19 protein-coding genes are annotated in these 19,072 nt (G+C 71.9%); 7 read left to right on the top strand and 12 right to left on the bottom strand.

Translation table 11 applies throughout. The annotated features are described in order from the left end of the window. Positions 1 to 59: 59 nt before the first annotated feature. Together RLT58_RS02890 and RLT58_RS02885 are read left to right on the top strand one after the other, a co-directional pair. Positions 60 to 398, top strand: coding sequence for a BlaI/MecI/CopY family transcriptional regulator (locus tag RLT58_RS02890; protein ID WP_399130791.1), 339 nt, complete (start codon positions 60 to 62; stop codon positions 396 to 398). Then, complete coding sequence (locus tag RLT58_RS02885; protein ID WP_311308775.1) at positions 395 to 1,342, top strand: M56 family metallopeptidase; 948 nt, start codon at positions 395 to 397, stop codon at positions 1,340 to 1,342. Before RLT58_RS02890 ends, RLT58_RS02885 begins: the two co-directional genes overlap by 4 nt. A gap of 212 nt (positions 1,343 to 1,554) precedes the next feature. On the opposite strand, the gene RLT58_RS02880 is transcribed toward RLT58_RS02885, so the two are convergent. The 4 genes from RLT58_RS02880 to RLT58_RS02865 form a co-directional block, all read right to left on the bottom strand. Continuing rightward, positions 1,555 to 2,160, bottom strand: a complete 606-nt coding sequence (locus RLT58_RS02880; RefSeq protein WP_311308774.1) for a hypothetical protein — start codon at positions 2,158 to 2,160, stop codon at positions 1,555 to 1,557. A gap of 37 nt (positions 2,161 to 2,197) precedes the next feature. Next, complete coding sequence (gene efeU / locus RLT58_RS02875) at positions 2,198 to 3,046, bottom strand: iron uptake transporter permease EfeU (RefSeq protein ID WP_311308773.1); 849 nt, start codon at positions 3,044 to 3,046, stop codon at positions 2,198 to 2,200. 80 nt (positions 3,047 to 3,126) lie between these two features. Beyond that, the gene (locus RLT58_RS02870; RefSeq protein ID WP_311308772.1) at positions 3,127 to 4,098 is read right to left on the bottom strand and encodes a M48 family metalloprotease; all 972 of its coding nucleotides are present in this window, start codon (positions 4,096 to 4,098) and stop codon (positions 3,127 to 3,129) included. Beyond that, entirely contained in the window at positions 4,095 to 4,466 is a 372-nt protein-coding gene (locus RLT58_RS02865) for a BlaI/MecI/CopY family transcriptional regulator (protein WP_311308771.1), read from the bottom strand. The genes RLT58_RS02870 and RLT58_RS02865 overlap by 4 nt, the downstream gene beginning before the upstream one ends. 156 nt (positions 4,467 to 4,622) lie before the next feature. On the opposite strand from RLT58_RS02865, the gene RLT58_RS02860 reads away from it, so the two are divergent. After that, the gene (locus RLT58_RS02860) at positions 4,623 to 5,297 is read left to right on the top strand and encodes a DedA family protein (RefSeq protein WP_311308770.1); all 675 of its coding nucleotides are present in this window, start codon (positions 4,623 to 4,625) and stop codon (positions 5,295 to 5,297) included. After that, on the top strand, positions 5,297 to 5,923 hold the full coding sequence (locus RLT58_RS02855) for a phosphatase PAP2 family protein (protein ID WP_311308769.1): 627 nt from the start codon (positions 5,297 to 5,299) through the stop codon (positions 5,921 to 5,923). The genes RLT58_RS02860 and RLT58_RS02855 overlap by 1 nt, the downstream gene beginning before the upstream one ends. Before the next feature lie 22 nt (positions 5,924 to 5,945). On the opposite strand, the gene RLT58_RS02850 is transcribed toward RLT58_RS02855, so the two are convergent. Both RLT58_RS02850 and gndA read right to left on the bottom strand, forming a co-directional pair. Beyond that, the gene (locus RLT58_RS02850) at positions 5,946 to 7,124 is read right to left on the bottom strand and encodes a cytochrome P450 family protein (RefSeq protein WP_311308768.1); all 1,179 of its coding nucleotides are present in this window, start codon (positions 7,122 to 7,124) and stop codon (positions 5,946 to 5,948) included. A 30-nt stretch (positions 7,125 to 7,154) separates the two neighbouring features. After that, positions 7,155 to 8,594: an NADP-dependent phosphogluconate dehydrogenase gene (gndA, locus tag RLT58_RS02845; protein ID WP_311308767.1), complete on the bottom strand. Its 1,440-nt coding sequence runs from the start codon at positions 8,592 to 8,594 to the stop codon at positions 7,155 to 7,157. 362 nt (positions 8,595 to 8,956) lie between these two features. Here gndA and RLT58_RS02840 point away from each other — a divergent pair, with 362 nt between their 5' ends. Together RLT58_RS02840 and RLT58_RS02835 are read left to right on the top strand one after the other, a co-directional pair. Then, a complete protein-coding gene (locus RLT58_RS02840) occupies positions 8,957 to 10,093 on the top strand; it encodes a DUF1996 domain-containing protein (protein ID WP_311308766.1) in 1,137 nt (378 codons plus the stop codon). Positions 10,094 to 10,375: 282 nt separating this feature from the next. Continuing rightward, positions 10,376 to 10,972, top strand: coding sequence for a TetR-like C-terminal domain-containing protein (locus tag RLT58_RS02835; protein WP_311308765.1), 597 nt, complete (start codon positions 10,376 to 10,378; stop codon positions 10,970 to 10,972). A gap of 146 nt (positions 10,973 to 11,118) precedes the next feature. On the opposite strand, the gene RLT58_RS02830 is transcribed toward RLT58_RS02835, so the two are convergent. Genes RLT58_RS02830 through RLT58_RS02815 form a run of 4 tightly spaced genes read right to left on the bottom strand, consistent with a single transcriptional unit; the run spans position 11,119 to position 15,736 of the window. Continuing rightward, entirely contained in the window at positions 11,119 to 12,480 is a 1,362-nt protein-coding gene (locus tag RLT58_RS02830) for a GH1 family beta-glucosidase (protein ID WP_311308764.1), read from the bottom strand. A gap of 20 nt (positions 12,481 to 12,500) precedes the next feature. Next, positions 12,501 to 13,409, bottom strand: coding sequence for a carbohydrate ABC transporter permease (locus tag RLT58_RS02825; RefSeq protein ID WP_311308763.1), 909 nt, complete (start codon positions 13,407 to 13,409; stop codon positions 12,501 to 12,503). Continuing rightward, positions 13,402 to 14,412 (bottom strand): carbohydrate ABC transporter permease, encoded by a 1,011-nt coding sequence (locus RLT58_RS02820; protein ID WP_311308762.1) that lies wholly within the window; start codon positions 14,410 to 14,412, stop codon positions 13,402 to 13,404. The genes RLT58_RS02825 and RLT58_RS02820 overlap by 8 nt, the downstream gene beginning before the upstream one ends. Positions 14,413 to 14,422: 10 nt before the next feature. Then, positions 14,423 to 15,736 carry an ABC transporter substrate-binding protein gene (locus tag RLT58_RS02815; RefSeq protein WP_311308761.1) on the bottom strand — a complete coding sequence of 438 codons (1,314 nt, stop codon included), beginning with the start codon at positions 15,734 to 15,736 and terminating at the stop codon, positions 14,423 to 14,425. 145 nt (positions 15,737 to 15,881) lie between these two features. Between RLT58_RS02815 and RLT58_RS02810 the strand changes: the two genes are divergently transcribed. Continuing rightward, complete coding sequence (locus RLT58_RS02810) at positions 15,882 to 17,240, top strand: ROK family transcriptional regulator (protein WP_311308760.1); 1,359 nt, start codon at positions 15,882 to 15,884, stop codon at positions 17,238 to 17,240. A gap of 58 nt (positions 17,241 to 17,298) precedes the next feature. Here the strand turns inward: RLT58_RS02810 and RLT58_RS02805 are convergent, their stop codons facing one another. Both RLT58_RS02805 and RLT58_RS02800 read right to left on the bottom strand, forming a co-directional pair. Continuing rightward, the gene (locus tag RLT58_RS02805) at positions 17,299 to 17,862 is read right to left on the bottom strand and encodes a hypothetical protein (RefSeq protein WP_311308759.1); all 564 of its coding nucleotides are present in this window, start codon (positions 17,860 to 17,862) and stop codon (positions 17,299 to 17,301) included. 95 nt (positions 17,863 to 17,957) lie between these two features. After that, the gene (locus RLT58_RS02800; RefSeq protein ID WP_311308758.1) at positions 17,958 to 19,070 is read right to left on the bottom strand and encodes a LacI family DNA-binding transcriptional regulator; all 1,113 of its coding nucleotides are present in this window, start codon (positions 19,068 to 19,070) and stop codon (positions 17,958 to 17,960) included. Positions 19,071 to 19,072: the final 2 nt, after the last annotated feature.

Raw genomic sequence — 19,072 nt, 5'->3', positions numbered from 1 at the left:
AGGGAGGATGGAGAGCCTTGGCGAAGCGCCGGGACGAAAGACGTGGACACGGCGAGCTCGTGGCAGAGGTGCTGGCGGTGCTGTGGGAGGCCGGTGAGCCGATGACCGCGCAGCAGGTCAACGCCGCTCTGGACAAGGGGCTGGCCAGGACGACGATGGCCACCATCCTGGCCCGTCTGTACGAGAAGGGCACCCTGCGCCGGGTCCCTGCCGTGCGCGGCTTCGCCTACGAGCCCGTCGAGGACGCGGCAGGACTCGTCGCGGGACGCATGCATCGCGAGCTGGCGAGCGAGCCGCACCGTGACCTGGTGCTGAAACGGTTCGTGTCCTCGCTGTCCGAGGACGACGAGGAGACACTGCGCCGCCTGCTGCTCGATGCCGAGGAAGAATCCGGGTGACGTACGTACTGGTCCTGGCCGTGCTGGCGCTCGCGTTCCCCTGGGCCGCCGCCCCGGCCGCCCGGCGTCTGGCCGGGGTGCTGCCGCCGCGTGAGGCCTCCTGGGCGCTGACGGGTGCGGCGGTCCTTCTGGCGGGTGGGACGGTGGCGGCGCTGATCGGACTGTTCCACGTACCGTTCCTCGCCTCGCTGGAGCGGGTGCCCCTGCCGCGCGTGCTGGAGGTGTGGCCGGCCGCGGTGCCGTTCGCCTGCGCTGCCGGAGCCGTCCTGCTCGCCCAGCTCGTGCTGCTGATCCGCCGCCGGCTCCAGCACTGGTCGCTGATCCGGCGGGCCTGGCTGGCGGCTGCCGGAGGGACGGGCGAGGGAGATCTCCTCGTGGTGCCCGGAGCCGGGGTGGACGCGTTCGCGCTGCCTGGCCACCGGGGACGCCTCGGCCGGGTCGTGGTGACCTCCGGCATGGTGCGGGCGCTGAAGGCGCGGGAGCGCGAGGTGCTTCTGGCCCATGAACGGGCGCATCTGGCCGGGCGCCACCACCTGCTCTCGGCGGTGGCCGACCTCGCCTCCGTGATCCACCCCGCACTGCGGGGCGTACGCGAGTCACTGGCGTTCCACCTGGAGCGGTGGGCGGACGAGGCGGCCGCCACAGCCGTGGGCGACCGCCGGGTCGCGGCCGCGGCCCTCGCCCGGGCGGCCCTGGCCGGTTCGTCCCACGGGCGGCCGGGACCGAGTGGCTACCCCCTGCTGTCGGCGACGAGCGGTCCCGTACCCCGGCGGGTCGAGGCCCTGCTCCTCCCCGAGCCGGTGGCACCGCGCGGACGGGCCCGGCGCGCCGGGGCCGCCGCCCTGGCGGGCGCCGTCGCCCTCGCGGCACTGACCGCGCTCGGGCTCGCCTACGGAGTGCACGAGTACGTGGAGTACGCGGCTGTCGCCGTGCGTGCCGGCTGACCGGCCCGGGTGCCTGTGCTTACGCCTGGGCGGATGCGGATGCGGATGCGGATGCGGGATCGGGCTGTCGGACGTGGGACCGGGATGTGCCGCGTGACCTGCCCCGACCACGCGATCCGGATGCCCCCGGAACCACTGTGGTGCCGTGGGACCGTGCCCTCTGACCGGCCGTCACCCCTCGATGTGCACGATGCCCCCGCCGCCGCGCACCCCTACTCGTCGTCGCGCTGGACGAGACGGTATCCGGTGCCGGGGGACGGGCGTCCCGGCTTTCGCGGCCGGTACGCGGCCGGCACATAGCTCTTCCGGGTGCGCGGCCGGGAGCGCCGGGCCGCCTCGACCAGGGCGACCAGAGTGGGGGACGCCCGCCAGAGCAGGCGCAGCTTGTGAGGGGTCAGCCCCGCCACGCCGGCCGCCGCGTCAAAGGTCTCGCCCCTGCTGAGCGCCAGGACGACGACACGGAGCATCGCCGGTGTCCTCCTTCCGCCCGGCGCAAGTCCGTGTGCCGAGGCCAGGGCCGAGGCTGCCCGGACGGCGGAGGCAAAGGCCGCGTCGGTGGCCAGCCACTGCTGGAGGAGACGCGCGGGCACGCCGGCCCACACGGCCGCCGCCTCCGGACCCAGTCCCTGTGCGGTGGCCTGGAGGACGTCGGCCATGCGCGCGAGGCGCTCGTCCCGCTCGCTCGGTATTCCTTCCAGAGTCGCGCGGAATACCTGTTCGACGTCCTCGCGGGCGGCCAGCCATTCCACCGCGTGCTCGGCCTGCGGAGTCGCGGCCGTGACCGCGTCTGCGTCGGGCCTTCTGCTCTCGTACATCATGTCTCGTCCCGGGCGGGGCTCGGAGCCGGCGTCGCGTTCACTCGGCGGTCAGGCTGCCGGCCGGTTTCCCGGACAGGGGGGCCGGGCGAGGGCGCTCGGGGGAGAGGAAGAGCGCCATCACAGGGATCAGGTAGAGCAGCCAGACGACGACCTGGAAGACGGTCGGGTCGGGCTGGAAATTGAGGATGCCCTTCAGCAGGGTGCCGTACCAGGAGTCGGGCGGGACGGCGCCACTGATGTCGAAGGCGAGGAGGCGCAGGCCGGGCAGGAGGTCGGCCTCCTGGAGGTCGTGGATCCCGTAGGCGAGCACGCCCGCGGCGACGACCACGAGCATGGCACCGGTCCAGCGGAAGAACCTGCTCAGGTTGATGCGCAGGGCTCCCCTGTAGAACAGCCAGCCCAGAACCACGGAGGTCGCGAGACCGAGTACGGCCCCCACGAGCGGACGGACGCCGTCGCCGCTGGCCTGGACGGCGGTCCAGATGAACAGGGAGGTCTCCAGCCCCTCGCGGCCCACGGCGAAGAACGAGGTGATCACCAGTGCGCCGGTGCCCAGGGCGAGGGCGGCGTCCAGCCTGCCCTGCAGCTCGCTCCTGAGGTGGCGGGCCGTGCGCCGCATCCAGAACACCATCCAGGTGACCAGGCCGACCGAGAGGATGGACAGGGTGCCGCCGAGAGCCTCCTGGGCCTGGAAGGTGAGGGCGGAGGAGCCGAACTGCAGCAGCGCGCCGAAGGCGAGCGAGAGGACGACGGCTGTGCCGACGCCCAGCCAGAGGGGCGGCAGCCGACGCTGGTTGCCGGTCTTGACGAGGTAGGCGATGAGGATGCAGACGACGAGGCTCGCCTCCAGGCCTTCGCGCAGTCCTATCAGGTAGTTGCCGAACACGCCGGTTCCTTTCTCCGGTCGAAGCAGGGGCAGGCGACTGCGGCCCGGCCGCGCGGCTGAGTCTACGCAAATGTAGACGGTCAGGAAAGGCTGTCCTCATCCCGTGCGGTGGTCACTCGCGGGGCTGCTCGCCCTGCGCGGCTTCGATGCCGCCGTGCAGCCATACGGCACCGGCCGGCGACGAGCCCCCCGCCGCCGCGCAGACCAGGGCCATGGCGAGGAGCGCGGGAACCACGCGGCGTACCGGTGCCTGGGCGAGCAGGGCCTTGACGCGGGAGGGGGGCGGGGCCCGCCGCGACGCCGAGGGCCGGAGCGGGCGTGTCGGCCGCGCGGGCCCGGTTCGCGGCCAGTGCGGCGCGGCCCACCGCCCGCGCCACGATGGCGCGGTCGCCGCAGTGCCGGGCGGCGGCCTCGTCGGCGGCCCGTTCGGTGGCGAAGGAGACCTCTTTCGCCACCGACGCCAGGGCCGGATGGCACCGCCCGGAAAGTTCGGCGGCACACAGAAAGAAGTGGTGCCTTCCGGCCAGGTGGGCGCGCTCGTGCGCGAGCAGTACCTCGCGTTCCGCCGGCTCCAGGGCGCGCAGCATGCCGGTGGTCACCACGATCCGGCCCTCCCGCCGCGGCCCGCCCGGCAGTGCGAAGGCCTCGGGGCGGGGGTCGGTGAGGACGCACAGCCCTCCCGCGTCGGGGAGGCCGTCCGCACGGCTGTGCGCGACGCGCAGACGGGCCGCCTCCGCCACCGCCTTGCGCGTGCCCCGGACGGCGGCCAGGGCCAGACCCCCGGCGGCGAGCGCGGACACGGCCGGCACGGGCAGCCGCGGTCCCGCGCCGAGAGGGCGGACCGGCTCCGCGAGGGCGGACACCCCTGGGACGGCGAGGGCGAGCGGCAGCAGCAGGGCGCCCAGGCTCGCGACGACACCGACGGCAAGGGCCGCCGTTGCGCACGTGATCGTCAGCAGTGCGCTCTCGGGCCGTACCCGTGCGACCGTGCGCCGCGCCAAGGGCGGCAGGGCCCAGGGCAGGACGAGCGGGATCAGCAGCAGGGCGATCACGGGGTGTTCCCCTCCAGCAGCCGCTTGAGCTCCGCCTCGTCGGAAGTGCTGAGTCCCTCGACGAACCTGGCCAGCACCGAGCCGCGGTCGCCGTCCTGGTCCAGCACCCGGTGCATGCGCCGTGCGGTCAGGCCGTGGGTGTCCTCGACGGCGGAGTACAGAAAGCCGCGCCGCCCCGGGGTGCGTTCGACCACCCCCTTCTCGTGCAGGCGGGCGAGGAGTGTCGCCACTGTGGTGCGGGCCAGCTGGTGCGGTATCTCCGCCCTCACCTCCGCCGCCGACTGCGGCCGGTCCGCCGTGCACAGCGCCGCCAGCACGCTCGCCTCCAACTCGCCCGAGGGTCTGCGCTCGCCCACCGTGTCGGTCATGAGACCTGCCCCCTCCGTCGCATCGTCTACAGTGCAGTAGACCGACTACTTCACTGTAGACGCAAGAGGCGGCCGTCGACCGCCGCGTCCCCCGTCGGTCCCGGTCCGGCCGGGTCCGGTACACCCGACAGCCCACTACGAAGGGGCCCCGCGCCGATGACACCCGCGCACCAAGCCGTACCCCCGCTCCCGCTCGCCGTGAACCTCCTCGACGCGCAGTCGCTGCTCACCGCCTTCGGGACGCTCGGCATCGCCGTCGTCCTGTTCGCCGAGACCGGCCTGCTGATCGGGTTCTTCCTCCCCGGCGACTCGCTCCTGTTCACCGCCGGACTGCTCTGCGCCGGAGGACCGGCCACCACGCCGGGGCATCTCGCGCTCGGGTGGGTGCTCCTCGCCTCCGCCGCGGGCGCCCTGGCCGGGGCCCAGACCGGCTATCTGCTGGGCCGCCGCGCGGGACCGGCACTGCTGAGCCGCACACGCTCCCGCAGGATCGGTGAAGGCGCGGCCAGAGCCGCGGACATCCTCGATCGGTACGGACACGCAAAGGCGATCGTGCTGGCCCGCTTCCTGCCGGTCGTGCGGACCGTTCTGAACCCCTTGGCCGGCGCGCTGGCCGTTCCGGCGCGTACTTTCGCCCTCTGGCAGGCCGTCGGCGGGCTGGTGTGGACCGTGGGCCTGGTACTGGCCGGATACGCCCTGGGCGCCTCCGTCCCCGATGTGGACCGCTACCTGCTGCCGATCGTCGCCGTCATCGTCGTCGTCTCCCTCGTCCCCGTCGGACTCGAACTCGCGCGCTCCCGCCGCAGGCACCGTACGGGGGAGGGCGCCTGATGTACTCCACGACTGCCGCGCTCGTCATGCGGGCCGACGGATCGGCGATCGACGGGGGCGCCTACCTGGACGTGGCCGGCACCGCCCGCCACGCCCCCTCCTGGCTGGACGGCCTGATCTCCGGCTACTCCACCTACGGACTCGCGCTGTTCGCCGTGCTGATGGTGACCGGATGGTGGCAGGCCCGCCGCGACAGGGACGCCCCGCAGGCGCTCAAGGCACTCGCCGTTCCCGCGCTCACCGTGATCGCGTTCGCCGTCAGTACGGTGCTGAAGCAGGCGGTACACGAAATGAGGCCGTGCCGGACGCTGCACGTGGCCACGCTGGAGGCGTGTCCGGCGCCCGGCGACTGGTCCTTCCCCAGCAACCACGCCACCCTCGCCGCCGCTTCCGCCGTCGCCCTGTGGTTCGTCTCGGCGCGCCTCGGCCGGATCGCCGCCGTCGGTGCCCTGGCGATGGCGGCCTCCCGCGTGTGGGTGGGGGCGCACTACCCGCACGACATCATCGCCGGACTCGCCGTCGGCGCCGGCGTCGCGTTCACCCTGGCACTGCTGCTGCACCACTACTCCGACGCCGCAGCCGGACGGCTCGGCCGGGGACGCCTGCGCCCGCTGATCGTTCCGTGAATACGGGCAGGAGCCGGGGCCGCTACGCCAGCACGGGCAGCGATTCCAGCCCGCGGATCAGCCGGGTCCGTCGCCAGGCCAGTTCGCCGGGCGGCTGGGCGAGCCGGATGTCCGGGAACCTGGTGAGTACGGCCCGCAGGGCGATCTTCGCCTCCGCCCTGGCCAGGGGAGCGCCGACGCAGCGGTGGATGCCGTGGCCGAAGGCGAGGTGTGCGCCCGCGTCGCGGTCCAGGTCGAGCCGGTCCGGTGCGGGGAACCGCGCCGGGTCCCGGTTGGCCTCCCCGAGCGCGACCAGCACCGGGACACCTGCCGGGATCTCGGTGCCGCCGAGCGTCATGGTTTCCGTGGCGAACCGGAAGGTGGCCGTACTCACGGGGGAGTCGTGGCGGAGCAGTTCGTCCAGCGCGGCGGGGACGTCCTGCGGGTTCGCGCGGAGGCGGGCCAGCTCCGCCGGGTGCCGGAGCAGCGCCAGCAGCGCGTTGCCGAGGGCGTTGGTCGTCGTCTCGTGGCCGGCCACGAGCAGCAGCACGGCCAGGGAGACCAGCTCCTCCTCGCTCAGGCGGTCGTCGCCGTCGCGGGCCGCGACCAGCCGGTCGAGGAGCGAGGCGCCGGGGTGCCGGCGCTTGGCGGCGACGAGGCCGGTCATGTAGTCGGCCATCGCGTGCGAGGCCGCGTCGATGACGTCCGGTCGCCCGGCGGCGAAAAGCTCTGCCGACCAGCGCCGGACATCGGCGCGGTCGGCCTCGGGAACCCCGAGCAGTTCGCAGATCACGACGACGGGCAGCGGCACCGCCAGTCCCGCCACGAAGTCGAACCGTTCACCGGCGGGCCACCGGTCCAGCAGTTCGCCGGTGACGCGGGCGATGAACGGACGCAGTTCCTCGACGGCCCCCGTCGTGAACGCCCCGGTCACCAGCTTGCGCAGCCGGGTGTGCCGGGGCGGGTCACTGGCCAGCATCGTGTGGGCGACCGCGGGGTGCAGACGGCGCCGTGACTCCCTGCCCGCGAAGAAGGCGGCGGTGTCCTTCGAGAGACGGGCGTCGACGAGCGCTTCCCTGGCCTCCGCGTAGCCGGTGACCAGGTAGCCGGGACGTCCGCCGGAGGCTGCCGGCATGCGCCGCACCGGGCAGGTGGAGCGCATGTCCGCGTCCGCCGGACAGGGGTTCTGGGGGGAGGCGGGGGCCTGAGTCGGATCGGTCATGCCCCCAGGCTCCCACCGGCCCGGCTGCCGTCAGCTCTCGACCTCGGCCCTGTCACCGCCCCAAAGCGTGTGGAACGTGCCCTCGCGGTCGACGCGGTGGTACGTGTGCGCGCCGAAGTAGTCCCGCTGGCCCTGGGTGAGCGCGGCGGGGAGGCGCTCGGCGCGGAGGGAGTCGTAGTAGGCGAGGGTGGCGGCGAAGGCGGGGGTGGGGACGCCCTGGGTGACGGCGGTGGCGACCACGGTGCGCCAGTCGTCCTGGGCGGCGGCGATCTCCTTGGCGAAGCTCTTGTCGGAGAGGAGGCTCGGCATTCCGGGCTGCGCCTCGTAGGCGCTGGTGATCCGGTCCAGGAACGCGGCCCGGATGATGCAGCCGCCGCGCCAGATCGAGGCGATCCGGCCGAGGTCGATGTCCCAGTCGTACTTCTCGCTGCCGGCCGCGATCTCGTGGAAGCCCTGGGTGTAGGCGACGATCTTCGAGGCGTACAGCGCCTGCTCCACCCGGTCGGCGAAGGCCGCCGCCTCGTCCGCGTCGAGCTTGCGGGGGGTGGGCCCGGCGAGGTGGCGCGAGGCGTTCCGCAGCGCCGCGTGGCCGGAGACTGAGCGGGCGAAGACGGCCTCGGCGATGCCGGAGACGGGGACGCCCAGGTCCAGGGCGATCTGCACGGTCCAGCGGCCGGTGCCCTTCTGCTCCGCCTGGTCGAGCACGACGTCGACGAAGGGCTTGCCGGTCGCCGCGTCGACGTGCGAGAGCACTTCCGCGGTGATCTCGATGAGGTAGGAGTCCAGGCGCCCGGTGTTCCAGGTGCGGAAGATGTCCGCGATCTGCGCGGGGGAGTAGCCGGCCACCGAGCGCAGCAGGTCGTACGCCTCCGCGATCAGCTGCATGTCCGCGTACTCGATGCCGTTGTGGACCATCTTGACGAAGTGGCCCGCGCCGTCCGGGCCGACGTGCGTGGTGCAGGGCGAGCCGTCGTCGGCCTTCGCCGCGATCTTCTCCAGCATCGGGCCCAGGGACTCGTACGACTCGTCGGAACCGCCGGGCATGATGCTCGGGCCGTTCAGCGCGCCCTCCTCGCCGCCGGAGATGCCCGCGCCGACGAAGTGGATACCGCGCTCGCGCAGCTCCTTCTCCCGGCGCCGGGTGTCCTCGAAGTGGGCGTTGCCGCCGTCGATGACGACATCGCCCTCGTCGAGCAGCGGGGCGAACTCCTGGATGACCGCGTCCGTGGGCTCGCCCGCCTTCACCATGATCACCAGGCGGCGCGGCCGTTCCAGCGACTGGACGAACTCCTGCGGGGTGCGGGCGGGCACGAAGGTGCCCTCGTCACCGAACTCCTCGACCAGTGCGTCCGTCCTGGCCGCCGTGCGGTTGTGCACGGCGACCGTGAAGCCGTTGCGTGCGAAGTTACGGGCCAGGTTGCGGCCCATCACCGCGAGTCCGGTGACGCCGATCTGCGCGGTTCCGCTCATCTGTCTGCTCCTGCGGTGTGTCGGGGGAGCCCGGGCGCCCCGGGGGCGGGCGGACCGGGAGACGGGATGCTGCGATGTCCAGTATGGATACGAGGGCGGGGGACGGCCTGTTCAGCGGCCGTCCCCGCGCCGCGACCGACGCCCGTATGACCCGTCCGGTACGCGTTGTTCACCAACTCTTGACACTCCCTCAGCGGCGGCGCAACACTGACAAAGCTTTGGAGAGCGCTCTCCCGGCCGATCCGGTACTCCGGTCCGGGTACGCCGCCACGGGCGGATCTCCGCGGTGCACAGGCAGCTCACTCTCTCCCCACGCCCGTGCACACCGATGTGCGCGGGCGCAGAGCGGCACGGAGGTCCGCATGGCGACAAGATCCAACCCGGAAAGATCCCGACCGGCACCGCTCCGCAGGACGAGGCTGGTGTCACTCGTCGGCCTCATCGCGTCCCTGGCCCTCGTGGGCCTCGGATTCCGCGCGATCACGGACGCCGGGCAGGCCGAGGCGGCGCCCCGCGCGGCCGACCGGCCCGCCGCCGTGACCCATGCGATGGGGCACGCGATGGCAGCGGCGGCGCCGGTGCCCTTCGGCGACGACCCCGACGGCGACGGCTACATCTGGGCCGACCCGCCGGTCACCGGCGTCGAGCCCTCGGCCGAACTGCCCCCGCACGCCTACTTCCACGAATTCCAGGCGAACTGCTCGGTCAACCACACCGCTCCGGACGACCCGATCGTCTTCCCGGGCCAGGCCGGCAAGTCGCACAACCACACGTTCATGGGCAACGACACCACCGACGCGAACAGCACCACGGCCTCCCTCGTCGCGGGCGGCACCGCCTGCAAGGCGCCGGGCGACCTGTCCGCGTACTGGATGCCCACCCTCTACAACGGGGACCAGGAGGTCCGCTCGGTCGGACCGCAGACCATCTACTACAAGGCGGGTGTCACCGACTACACCAGCGTGCGGCCCTTCCCGAAGGGGCTCCGGTTCGTCGTCGGCAGCCCGACGCAGACGGCCGAGCAGTTCCGCGACCACCCCGGCATGGTCGAGGGCTGGGAGTGCCAGAACCAGTACCACAACGTCGAGTTCCCGGCGTACTGCCCGACCGACCGCGATGTCCAGCTGAACATCCGGATGCAGGCCCCGAGTTGCTGGGACGGGCTGCACCTCGACACCCCGGACCACCAGGCGCACATGGCCTATCCGAAGGCGCAGGGCGCCAACCAGAACGTCTGCCCGGCCTCGCACCCGGTCGCACTGCCGATGATCGAGTTCAAGATGGCCTGGCCCGTCAACGGGGACATGTCGCAGGTGAGGCTGGCCAGCGGCACCGGCCACAGCTTCCACTACGACTTCTTCAACGCCTGGGACGACGCCACGCTCGACGCCCTGGTCGACCACTGCATCGTCGGCGGTCTCCAGTGCGACGCCCGCGGCTACGACCAGACGAACCCGGGCCGGGGCGCCGCGCTCAATGAGAACTACGAGCTGCCCTGACCCCTGACCGCCGCGGCCCGCACTGACGGCCGACCCGGACCGCTCTCCCCGGTGGCCGCACCGCGCCCACGGGGGAGAGCGCTCTCCCTGTATTCTGTCGGTCGTCTCCCGAACTGCCCGCGCCGTCCCACTCCCCGCTGTCGGCGCGGTGCGGAAGCCCGCGGTGGTCACGGCGATCCGTGACCACCGCGGGCTGGTGCCGTCCGGGGCCGGAAGCCGCGCTGTGTATTCTCGGCAGGCGAAAGCTAAGGGGTCTAGGCAGCGGAGCGGTGGAGGTACGGGATGGTTCGCGCGGGGCTCACGACCGACCGGGTCGTGGCGGCGGCGGCCGACCTGGCCGACTCGATCGGCTTCGACAAGGTCACCATCTCCGCGCTGGCCCGAGGCTTCGGCGTCAAGGACGCGAGCCTCTACTCCCACGTCAGGAACCTGAACGACCTGCGGACCCGGGTCGCCCTGCTGGCCGCGGGGGAGTTCATCGACCGGATCGAGGCGGCGGTGGCCGGCCGGGCCGGCAGGGACGCGCTGAGCGCCTTCGCCGACGCCTACCGGTCCTTCGCGCTGGAGTGCCCGGGCCGCTACGAGGCGACCCGGATGCGCGTCGACCCCGCCGTGGCCGCCGAGTCCCCCGCGTACCACCGCACCATCGAGACCACCTCGTCGATGCTGCGCGCCTACGGCCTGACCGAACCCGACCTCACGGACGCGGTACGGCTGCTGCGCAGCACCTTCCACGGCTTCACCGCCCTGGAGGCCGACGACGGCTTCGCCGCGCCCCGCGCGGTCCAGACGTCCTGGGAGCGGGCGGTCGAGGCCCTGCACTTCCTCCTGACGAACTGGAAGTCGGCGACGGCCGGGGCGTCCGGCCGCGAGGCGTGACGGGCGCGGGGCGGGAACACGCGACCGACGGATTATGAGTCCGCTGCTCCCGAGGTGCCGGGCCCCGCACCCCGAAACCCCCGGCGGCGGCGGTAGTCCGTCGCGGCCGGAGGCTGCTGGGGTGGGCCCGGTTTCCGGGCGGGGGGTCAGGCGGCCTTGGTGCGGGTGCGGCCTGCTGTCGCTTCGCGGATCAGTTCGGCGTAGCGCCGGCCGCTGGTCTTGACCGTGCGGCGCTGGGTCGCGTAGTCGACGTGGACCAGGCCGAACCGCTTGTCATAGCCGTACGCCCACTCGAAGTTGTCCATCAGCGACCAGGCGAAGTAGCCGGCCAGCGGCGCTCCCTTGCGGACCGCGCGGGCGCAGGCCGCGAGGTGCTCCTCCAGGTACTGGGTGCGCTCCGGGTCGTGCACCGAGCCGTCGGCCAGGACCACGTCCTGGTAGGCCGAGCCGTTCTCGGTGACGTAGATGCGCTGGACGCCGTACTCCTCGGTCAGGCGCAGCAGGAGCTGCTCCAGGCCCTGGGCGTGCACCTCCCAGTCCATGTGGGTGTGGCGGGAGCCGGGCAGATAGACCTGCTTGGCGTGCGGGACGGGGCCCGTCGCGTCGGCGGTGACGACCTGGCGGAAGTAGTAGTTGACGCCCAGCCAGTCGAGCGGTGCGGAGATGAGCTCCATGTCGCCCTCCTGGACGGGGAGTTCGACTCCGTACAGGTCGACCATGTCCTGCGGGTAGCCGCGTCCGAGGATCGGGTCGAGCCACCAGCGGTTGGTGTGCCCGTCGCCGCGCACGGCGGCGGCCCGGTCCGCCTCGCGGTCGGTGGCGGCCTCCACCGGGCTGAGGTTGTTGACGATGCCGACGCGGGCGTCCGGGGACGCGGCCCGGATCGCCCGGACGGCGAGACCGTGTCCCAGGTGCAGGTGGTACGAGGCCCGGACGGCGGCGGTCAGGTCGGTGAGACCGGGCGCCATGGTGCCTTCGAGGTGGCCGATCCAGGCCGAGCAGAGCGGCTCGTTCAGGGTCGCCCAGTCCTTGACGCGGTCGCCGAGGCGGTCCACGACGACGGAGGTGTACGCGGCGAAGTGCTCCGCGGTCTCCCGTACGGTCCAGCCGCCCCGGTCCTGGAGTGCCTGCGGCAGGTCCCAGTGGTAGAGCGTGGCGAACGGGGTGATGCCGGCGTCGAGGAGGCCGTCGACGAGGCGGTCGTAGAAGTCGAGACCGGCCGCGTTGACGGGGCCGTCGCCACCCGGGACGATCCGGGGCCAGGCGAGGGAGAAGCGGTACGCACCCGCCCCCACCTCCTTGATGAGGCCGATGTCCTGCGGCACCCGGTGGTAGTGGTCGCAGGCCACGTCGCCGGTGTCGCCGCCGGCCACCTTGCCCGGGGTGTGGGAGAACGTGTCCCAGATGGAGGGGGCGCGGCCGTCCTCGGCCACGGCTCCCTCGATCTGGTACGCGGCGGTGGCGACGCCCCAGGTGAAGTCGGCGGGCAGGGCGCTGAGGTCGTTCACGGACTTCCTTTCCGAAGTGGTCACTTGACGGCTCCCGCGGTGAGGCCGGCGACCAGGTAGCGCTGCAGGAGCAGGAAGCCGGCGACGATCGGCACGCTGACGACGAGCGAGGCGGCCATGACCTGGTTCCAGTAGACGTCGTTCTGTGTGGCGTAGCCCTGCAGACCGACGGCGAGCGTGCGGGTGGTGTCGTTGGTCATCACGGAGGCGAAGAGCACCTCGCCCCACGCCGTCATGAACGCGTACACGGCGACCGCGACGATGCCGGGCACGGCGGCCGGCACGACGACCCGGAACAGGGCGCCGAGCGGTCCGCAGCCGTCGACCAGCGCGGCCTCGTCCAGGTCCTTGGGGATCGAGTCGAAGTAGCCGATGAGCATCCAGATGGAGAACGGCAGCGAGAACGTCAGATACGTGAGGATCAGTCCGCCGCGCGAGCCGTACAGGGCGATGCCCGTGCTGTTGCCGATGTTGACGAAGATGAGGAACAGCGGCAGCAGGAAGAGGATGCCCGGGAACATCTGGGTGGAGAGCACCGTGACGGTGAAGACGCGCTTGCCGCGGAACTTGTAGCGGCTCACGGCGTAGGCCGAGAACACCGCGATGATCACCGAGAGGACCGTCGCCGTGCCCGCCACGATCAGCGAGTTGACGAAGTACCGGGCGAGCGGGACGGTGTCCCAGATGTCGAAGTACGGCTTGACGGTGAGGCCGGACGGGATCCAGTGGAACTTCCCCGACACGTCCTGGAGCGGCTTGAGCGAGCTGCTGACCATCACATAGACGGGCAGCAGCGCGAAGGCGGCCAGGAAGGTCAGGATGACGCGGCGGGTCCACAGGAAGGACTGCGGCGCCGCCATCGGGGACCGCCGCCGTGACGAGGACTTCGGGGCCCGGGGCAGTGCGGCCGGCTGGGCATGGCTAGGCATCGGCACCCTTCCTTCCGCGTGAGGTGATGAACAGGTAGACGGCCGTCACGACCAGCAGGAACAGCAGCAGGAGTACGGACATGGCCGAGCCGGTGCCGAAGTTCCAGGTGACGAACGACGACTGGTAGATGTGGATCGAGATGAGATCCGCGTTCTCCGGAGCCGCCTTCCCGAACAGCACGTACGGGGTGTTGAAGTCGTTGAACGTCCACAGGAACAGGACGAGCACCAGGACCTGGTTGACCGGGCGCAGCGAGGGCAGTGTGATCTTGCGGATCTGCTGCCAGATGCCGGCGCCGTCGATCGAGGCGGCCTCGTACAGCTCGCGCGGGATGTTCTGGAGCCCGGCCATCACGATGAGGAAGGCGAACGGCCAGCCCTTCCAGACCGAGACGATGATCAGCGCGTAGATGCTGTTGTCGCCGATCAGCCAGAACGAGGGCTGGTCGGTGAGCCCGAGCTGGTCGTGGAGCACGTGGTTGATCAGGCCGTTGTCCCGCTGGAACATGAAGGCCCAGGTGATGACGGCCGCGTAGACCGGCAGGGCGTACGGGACGAGGAAGACGGCCCGCAGGAAGCCGCGGCCGCGGAAGTTCTCCTGCAGCATGATCGCCGCCGCGACACCGAACAGCCACGCCAGGCCGACGGCGAAGAAGGTGAAGACGCAGGTGACGAAGAACGAGTGGAGCAGTGCCTCGCCGATCGGGGCGTTGATGTCGACGGCGATCTTGAAGTTGTCGAAGCCGGTCCAGGGCGCCCCGCCCCAGTTGTTGATGTAGAACTGCGTGAGCTGGCGGAAGCTCATCACGATCCCGATGACCATCGGGATCACATGGACGAGGAGTTCGAGCAGAACGGCCGGCAGGAGCAGGAGATAGGGCAGTCCGCCCTGGCGGATCCGGTCGGGGATGCGCGGCAGTCTCCTGCGCGCACCCCCGGTGCCCCGGCTCGTCACCCTGTCCGACTTTTCCGTGCGGCTGTCGGTGGTCACGGTGGCGGTCATGAGGGGAGCCTTACTGCTGCATCGTCTGCTGGGCCTTTTCCAGGCGCGCCTTGACGGATTCGGTGGTCACGGGGCGTCCTGCCGCGGCGTCGGCCCACAGCTCCTTGACGGCCGTACCGACGGCGGTCTCGAACTGCGACTCGTTGGGCACCTGCGGCAGCGGGGCCGCGCTCTTGGCCAGCGTGTCGCGCAGCACCGCGAGGTCGGGTGCCGAGAACGCGGCGTCGGCCTGGGCGGTCTTGACCGGCGGGATCGATCCGTAGGTCTTGTTGAGCAGCTTCTGCTCGTCGTCGCTCGTCATGAACTTGACGAACTTCTTGGCGCCGTCGATGTTCTTGGTGTTCTTGAACACCGCCATGTTGATGCCGGCGACCATGGAGTTGACGTTCTTGCCCTGGCCGGGGGTGCCGGAGGCGACGGGTACCGGAGCCGCGCCCCAGTCCTCGGGCTTCATGCCCTGGGAGGCGAAGGTGGAGGCGGCGGCCTGCCACAGGACCATCGCGGTCTTGCCCTTGGCGAAGTCGGTGAGCGACTGGTTCTGGGCGTACTCCGCGTTGCCCGGAGCGATGATCTTGTCCTTGGCCATGAAGTCGATGTACTGCTTCACGGCCGCGACGGCGCCGTCGGAGGTGAAGGTCGCCTTGCCCTCGGCGTCGAAGAAGTCCGCGCCGTGCTGCTGGCCCAGGACGAAGGTCTGGTGGATGTTGTTGGAGAGGTTGGCGCCCTCCGCGCCCAGGCCCCACTTGCCGTCCCTGGAGAGCTTCTTGCCGTCCTCGACCAGCTCGTCCCAGGTGGCCGGGGGCTTGGTGATGCCCGCGTCGGCGAAGCTCTTCTTGTTGTAGTACAGGGCGTACGCGAGGGAGTACAGCGGCACCGCGGAGGGGTCCTTGCCCTCCGCGCCGGCCGAGGCCACGGCCGAGTCGACGAAACGGTCCCGGCCGCCGATCGCGTCGAAGTTGGCCTTGTCCCACGGGAGCAGCGCACCGGTCGCCTGGAGCGAGGCCGACCAGGTGTTGCCGATGTTCAGCACGTCCGGGCCCTGACCCGACGTGGTGGCCGCGAGGATCCGGTTGAGCAGGTCGGCCCACGGCACGACCTCGAGCTTGACCTTGATGCCGGTCTGCTTCTCGAACTTCTTCAGCTCGGGCGTCAGGATCTTCTTGTCGGCCTCGATGCTGGGACCCTGGTTGGAGGCCCAGTACGTGAGGGTCTTGGGTGAATCGTTGCTGCCGCCGCTCGCGGACGAACCGCCTCCGCAGCCGGTGACTCCGGCGGCGATGGAGATCGCGAGGGTGGCGGCTGCTGCGGCTCTGATGGTGCGCATGCGGGATGGCCCCTTTCCGGGGAGGAAGTCCGCGTTCGAGAACCGAACGGTCTTCAGGACTTAATTTATGACGTGATTTAAGAGCTGAGGGAAGGTCGCGTCAAGTCCCGCGGTCGCGGTATGTTGCGGGAAGGGAAGGAGCCACATGGCTGAGCGCAACAGACGGACCGTGCGTGACCTGCGCCGGGGCAACCGGGCGAGGGTATTGCAACGGTTGTATTTCGACGGCCCGCTGAGCCGCCAGGAGCTGGGTCCGGCCACCGGGCTGAGTTCGGGTTCCATCAGCAACGTCGTCGCGGAACTCGCCGCGGAGGGCCTCCTGGAGGAGGCCGGGGTCGTCGACTCCGACGGCGGCCGTCCCCGCACCCTGCTGCGCGTCGCCCCCGGCGGCGGCCTCCTGATCGGCATCGACATCGGCGAGACCCGGATCAGGGTGGAGCTCTTCGACCTCTCCCTGACCGAACTCGCCCGCACCGAACGGCTGCTGGCACAGCACGGCTACGACGTCAACCGCATCGTCGGCCATGTCCGCAGCGGGGTCGCCGACGTACTGAGGGACGCCGGAGCCGATCCGCGCCGGCTGCTCGGCATCGGCATCGGCGTGCCCGGCATCATCGAGCGCGACCCGCCCGAGGGCGCCGTCGGCGATGTGGGGTCCGTGGTGCACGGGCAGACCATCGACTGGAGCGCCGTCCCCTTCGAGCGGCTGCTCAGGGACGCCGTACGGGTGCCGCCCGAGGTCCCCTTCTTCATCGACAACGGTGCCAAGACGCTCGGCCAGGCCGAGATGTGGTTCGGCGGCGGGCGGGGCGCGGGGGCCTCGGCCATCGCCCTGATCGGATCCGGAGTCGGCGCCTGTGTGAACCACGGCGACCTCCTCGACGAGGACCGCAGCAGCCAGGCCCTCGAATGGGGCCACACCACCGTCCAACTGCGCGGCCGCCGCTGCCGGTGCGGCTCCATCGGCTGTCTGGAGGCGTACGCGGGCGCCGAGGCGATGCGCGAGCGCTGGCACGAGGCGGGGGGCCCGCTGCCGGCCGACGCCGACGACGAGACCGCGCTCGCCGCCCTGCTCGCCGCCGCCTACCCGGGCGCCGGCGGCGAACCCGACCCGCTGGCCGTCTCCCTGCTCGACGAGACGGCGGAGTGCCTGGGCGCGGCGCTGGGCGACCTGATCAACCTCTTCCTGCCCGAACGCATCCTGCTCGGAGGCTGGGCCGGCCTGCTGATCGGCCCGCATCTGCTGCCCGACATCCGCGCGTACGCCCAAAAGTACGCGCTGACGCACGCGGCGGCCCGCACCACGATCGAGCTGGGCCGGCTGGGTCCCGACGCGGTCACGGTCGGCGCCGCCACCCTGCCGCTGGCCGACTTCCTGGCCCGGGGCGGCAGCCGCCCGTCCCGCGAACCGCAGCCCGCCGCCCCGGCACCGGGCTTCCGCACCGCCGCAGACGTGGTGCGCAGCAGGGAACTGCCCCGGACGACCTCGGAGGCGACGGGGTGACACGGGCGCGGGGGGCCCCGGGCGGTCCCGGTCCGCCCGCGTACAGGTCACACCGGACTCACGAAGGAGGCGACGAGGGGGAGACGGGACGCCAGGCGGCCGGCCAGGGCACGTCCCGGGCGACGGCGCCCGGCAGGCCCAGGCCCGCCCTGGCGTGCTCCACATAGCGGTTCCGGGCCCGGCGGAAGTCCAGATAGGCCTCGTCCCAGTCCTGTTCGACCTCGGTGGGCACGCCCCGCGCCAGGCACTCCAGCCGCCACAGGCACTGATCGAGCGTCTTGGACGCCGTGTTCGCCTCCGTGTCACCGAGCAGCCCCAGTGTCTCCGACAGGGCGGAACGGCGGGACTCCAGCTCCCCGGCCTCGCGGAGCGCCTCGGCCGTCGGTTCGAGAGGGATCGGCCCCGATACGAGACCCCGGGCAGCGGCCATCATCTGGTAGCGGGCCGCCAGCTCCTTCACGGCGTGCGCGTACTCGGCGTACGCCCGCAGCCGGTGCTCGTCCCAGCGCACGGCCTGCTGCCTGCGCCACCTCGTCCGTTCGTTCAGGCTGCTCACCAGATAGGACATGAGCGCGCCGAGGGCGACACCCGCCAGCGGAAGTATCCGGTCGGTCAGACTCACAGGGGACCCCGTTCACGTAGTGCGACGACCTCCCGATCCTTGCGTCGGTGGCCGCGACGCACAACACTCCCGGGCCCGTGCGGACGGCTCCCCGGCTACGCGGAGTCGCGCACCACCAGTGCCGGTTCGAAGATCACCGAGGTCGCCGCCCCGTCCGGCTTCGACAGGCGTTCGATCAGCAGCCGCGCCATCTCGGCCGCCATCGCCTCGACCGGCTGGCGGACCGTGGTCAGCGGGGGCCGGCAGGCGGATGCCGCGCTGCTGTCGTCGAAGCCGACCACCGCGACGTCCTCGGGCACCCGTTTGCCGTGTTCCCGCAGCACATGGCAGGCGCCCATCGCCATCAGGTCGTTGGCCGCGAACACCCCGTCCAGGTCGGGGTGTTCCACCAGCAGGCGCTCCATCGCGGCCTCGCCGCTCTCCTGGGTGAACTGCCCCTCGACGATCGGGATGTACGGATGCCCGCGCCGCGCCATCGTGTCGCGGAAACCGGCCAGCCGCTCCTGGCCCGCCGGCACGTCCAGCGGCCCGGTGATCGTCGCGATGCGGCGACAGCCCCGGGACAGCAGATGCTCGGCGGCGAGCCCCGCGCCGTCCTGATGGGCGAGGTCGACATAGCTGATGCGGACGGGGCGGGCGGGCCGTGCGTAGAGGACGGCGGGCAGTCCCGCGTCCGTGAGCAGGCCCGGCAGCGGGTCCTCCGCATGGGTCGAGACGACCAGGGCGCCGTCCGCGCTGCCCTGGCGCAGGAAGGACACCACGTCCTCGCGGGCCCGTGACGTCTCGGCGAACATCAGCACCGGGTGCATCCCGCGCGGGCGCAGATAGTTGACCACCCCGGTCACCACGCGGCCGAAGAACGGGTCGGCGAAGACCTGCGCCGTGAACGAGGAGCCGCTGCCGGGCTCCGCCCCGTCCGCTGCCCCGCCGGTCCCGGCCGGCAGAGCCCCCTCCTCGGGTTCGGTCTCGACCCCCGCGCCCGACACCACCAGCGCGATGGCGTCGGTGCGCCGGGTCACCAGGGAGCGGGCCGCACGGTTGGGCGCGTACCCGGTGAGGGAGACCGCCCGGCGCACGGCCTCCTGGATCACCGGGTCGACATTCCGTACGCCGTTGATCACCCGGGAGACGGTGGCGCGGGAGACACCGGCCGCCCTCGCCACGTCCTCAAGGGTGGGTGTTCCGGCCGGTCGCAGATCATCCGTCATGA

Origin of the sequence: Streptomyces sp. ITFR-16, assembly GCF_031844705.1 — a bacterium.
Classification (GTDB): Bacteria; Actinomycetota; Actinomycetes; order Streptomycetales; family Streptomycetaceae; genus Streptomyces.
The sequence above is the reverse complement of the archived record's forward strand: the minus strand, read 5'-3'. Positions and strand labels throughout refer to the sequence as shown.

Coding starts and splice junctions, on each gene's coding strand:
- RLT58_RS02860 (WP_311308770.1), top strand. CDS start 4,623: ATGACACCCGCGCACCAAGCCGTACCCCCGCTCCCGCTCGCCGTGAAC.
- RLT58_RS02815 (WP_311308761.1), bottom strand. CDS start 15,736: ATGCGCACCATCAGAGCCGCAGCAGCCGCCACCCTCGCGATCTCCATC.
- RLT58_RS02855 (WP_311308769.1), top strand. CDS start 5,297: ATGTACTCCACGACTGCCGCGCTCGTCATGCGGGCCGACGGATCGGCG.
- RLT58_RS02820 (WP_311308762.1), bottom strand. CDS start 14,412: ATGACCGCCACCGTGACCACCGACAGCCGCACGGAAAAGTCGGACAGG.
- RLT58_RS02800 (WP_311308758.1), bottom strand. CDS start 19,070: ATGACGGATGATCTGCGACCGGCCGGAACACCCACCCTTGAGGACGTG.
- RLT58_RS02880 (WP_311308774.1), bottom strand. CDS start 2,160: ATGATGTACGAGAGCAGAAGGCCCGACGCAGACGCGGTCACGGCCGCG.
- gndA (WP_311308767.1), bottom strand. CDS start 8,594: ATGAGCGGAACCGCGCAGATCGGCGTCACCGGACTCGCGGTGATGGGC.
- RLT58_RS02840 (WP_311308766.1), top strand. CDS start 8,957: ATGGCGACAAGATCCAACCCGGAAAGATCCCGACCGGCACCGCTCCGC.
- RLT58_RS02865 (WP_311308771.1), bottom strand. CDS start 4,466: ATGACCGACACGGTGGGCGAGCGCAGACCCTCGGGCGAGTTGGAGGCG.
- RLT58_RS02835 (WP_311308765.1), top strand. CDS start 10,376: ATGGTTCGCGCGGGGCTCACGACCGACCGGGTCGTGGCGGCGGCGGCC.
- RLT58_RS02850 (WP_311308768.1), bottom strand. CDS start 7,124: ATGACCGATCCGACTCAGGCCCCCGCCTCCCCCCAGAACCCCTGTCCG.
- RLT58_RS02810 (WP_311308760.1), top strand. CDS start 15,882: ATGGCTGAGCGCAACAGACGGACCGTGCGTGACCTGCGCCGGGGCAAC.
- RLT58_RS02825 (WP_311308763.1), bottom strand. CDS start 13,409: ATGCCTAGCCATGCCCAGCCGGCCGCACTGCCCCGGGCCCCGAAGTCC.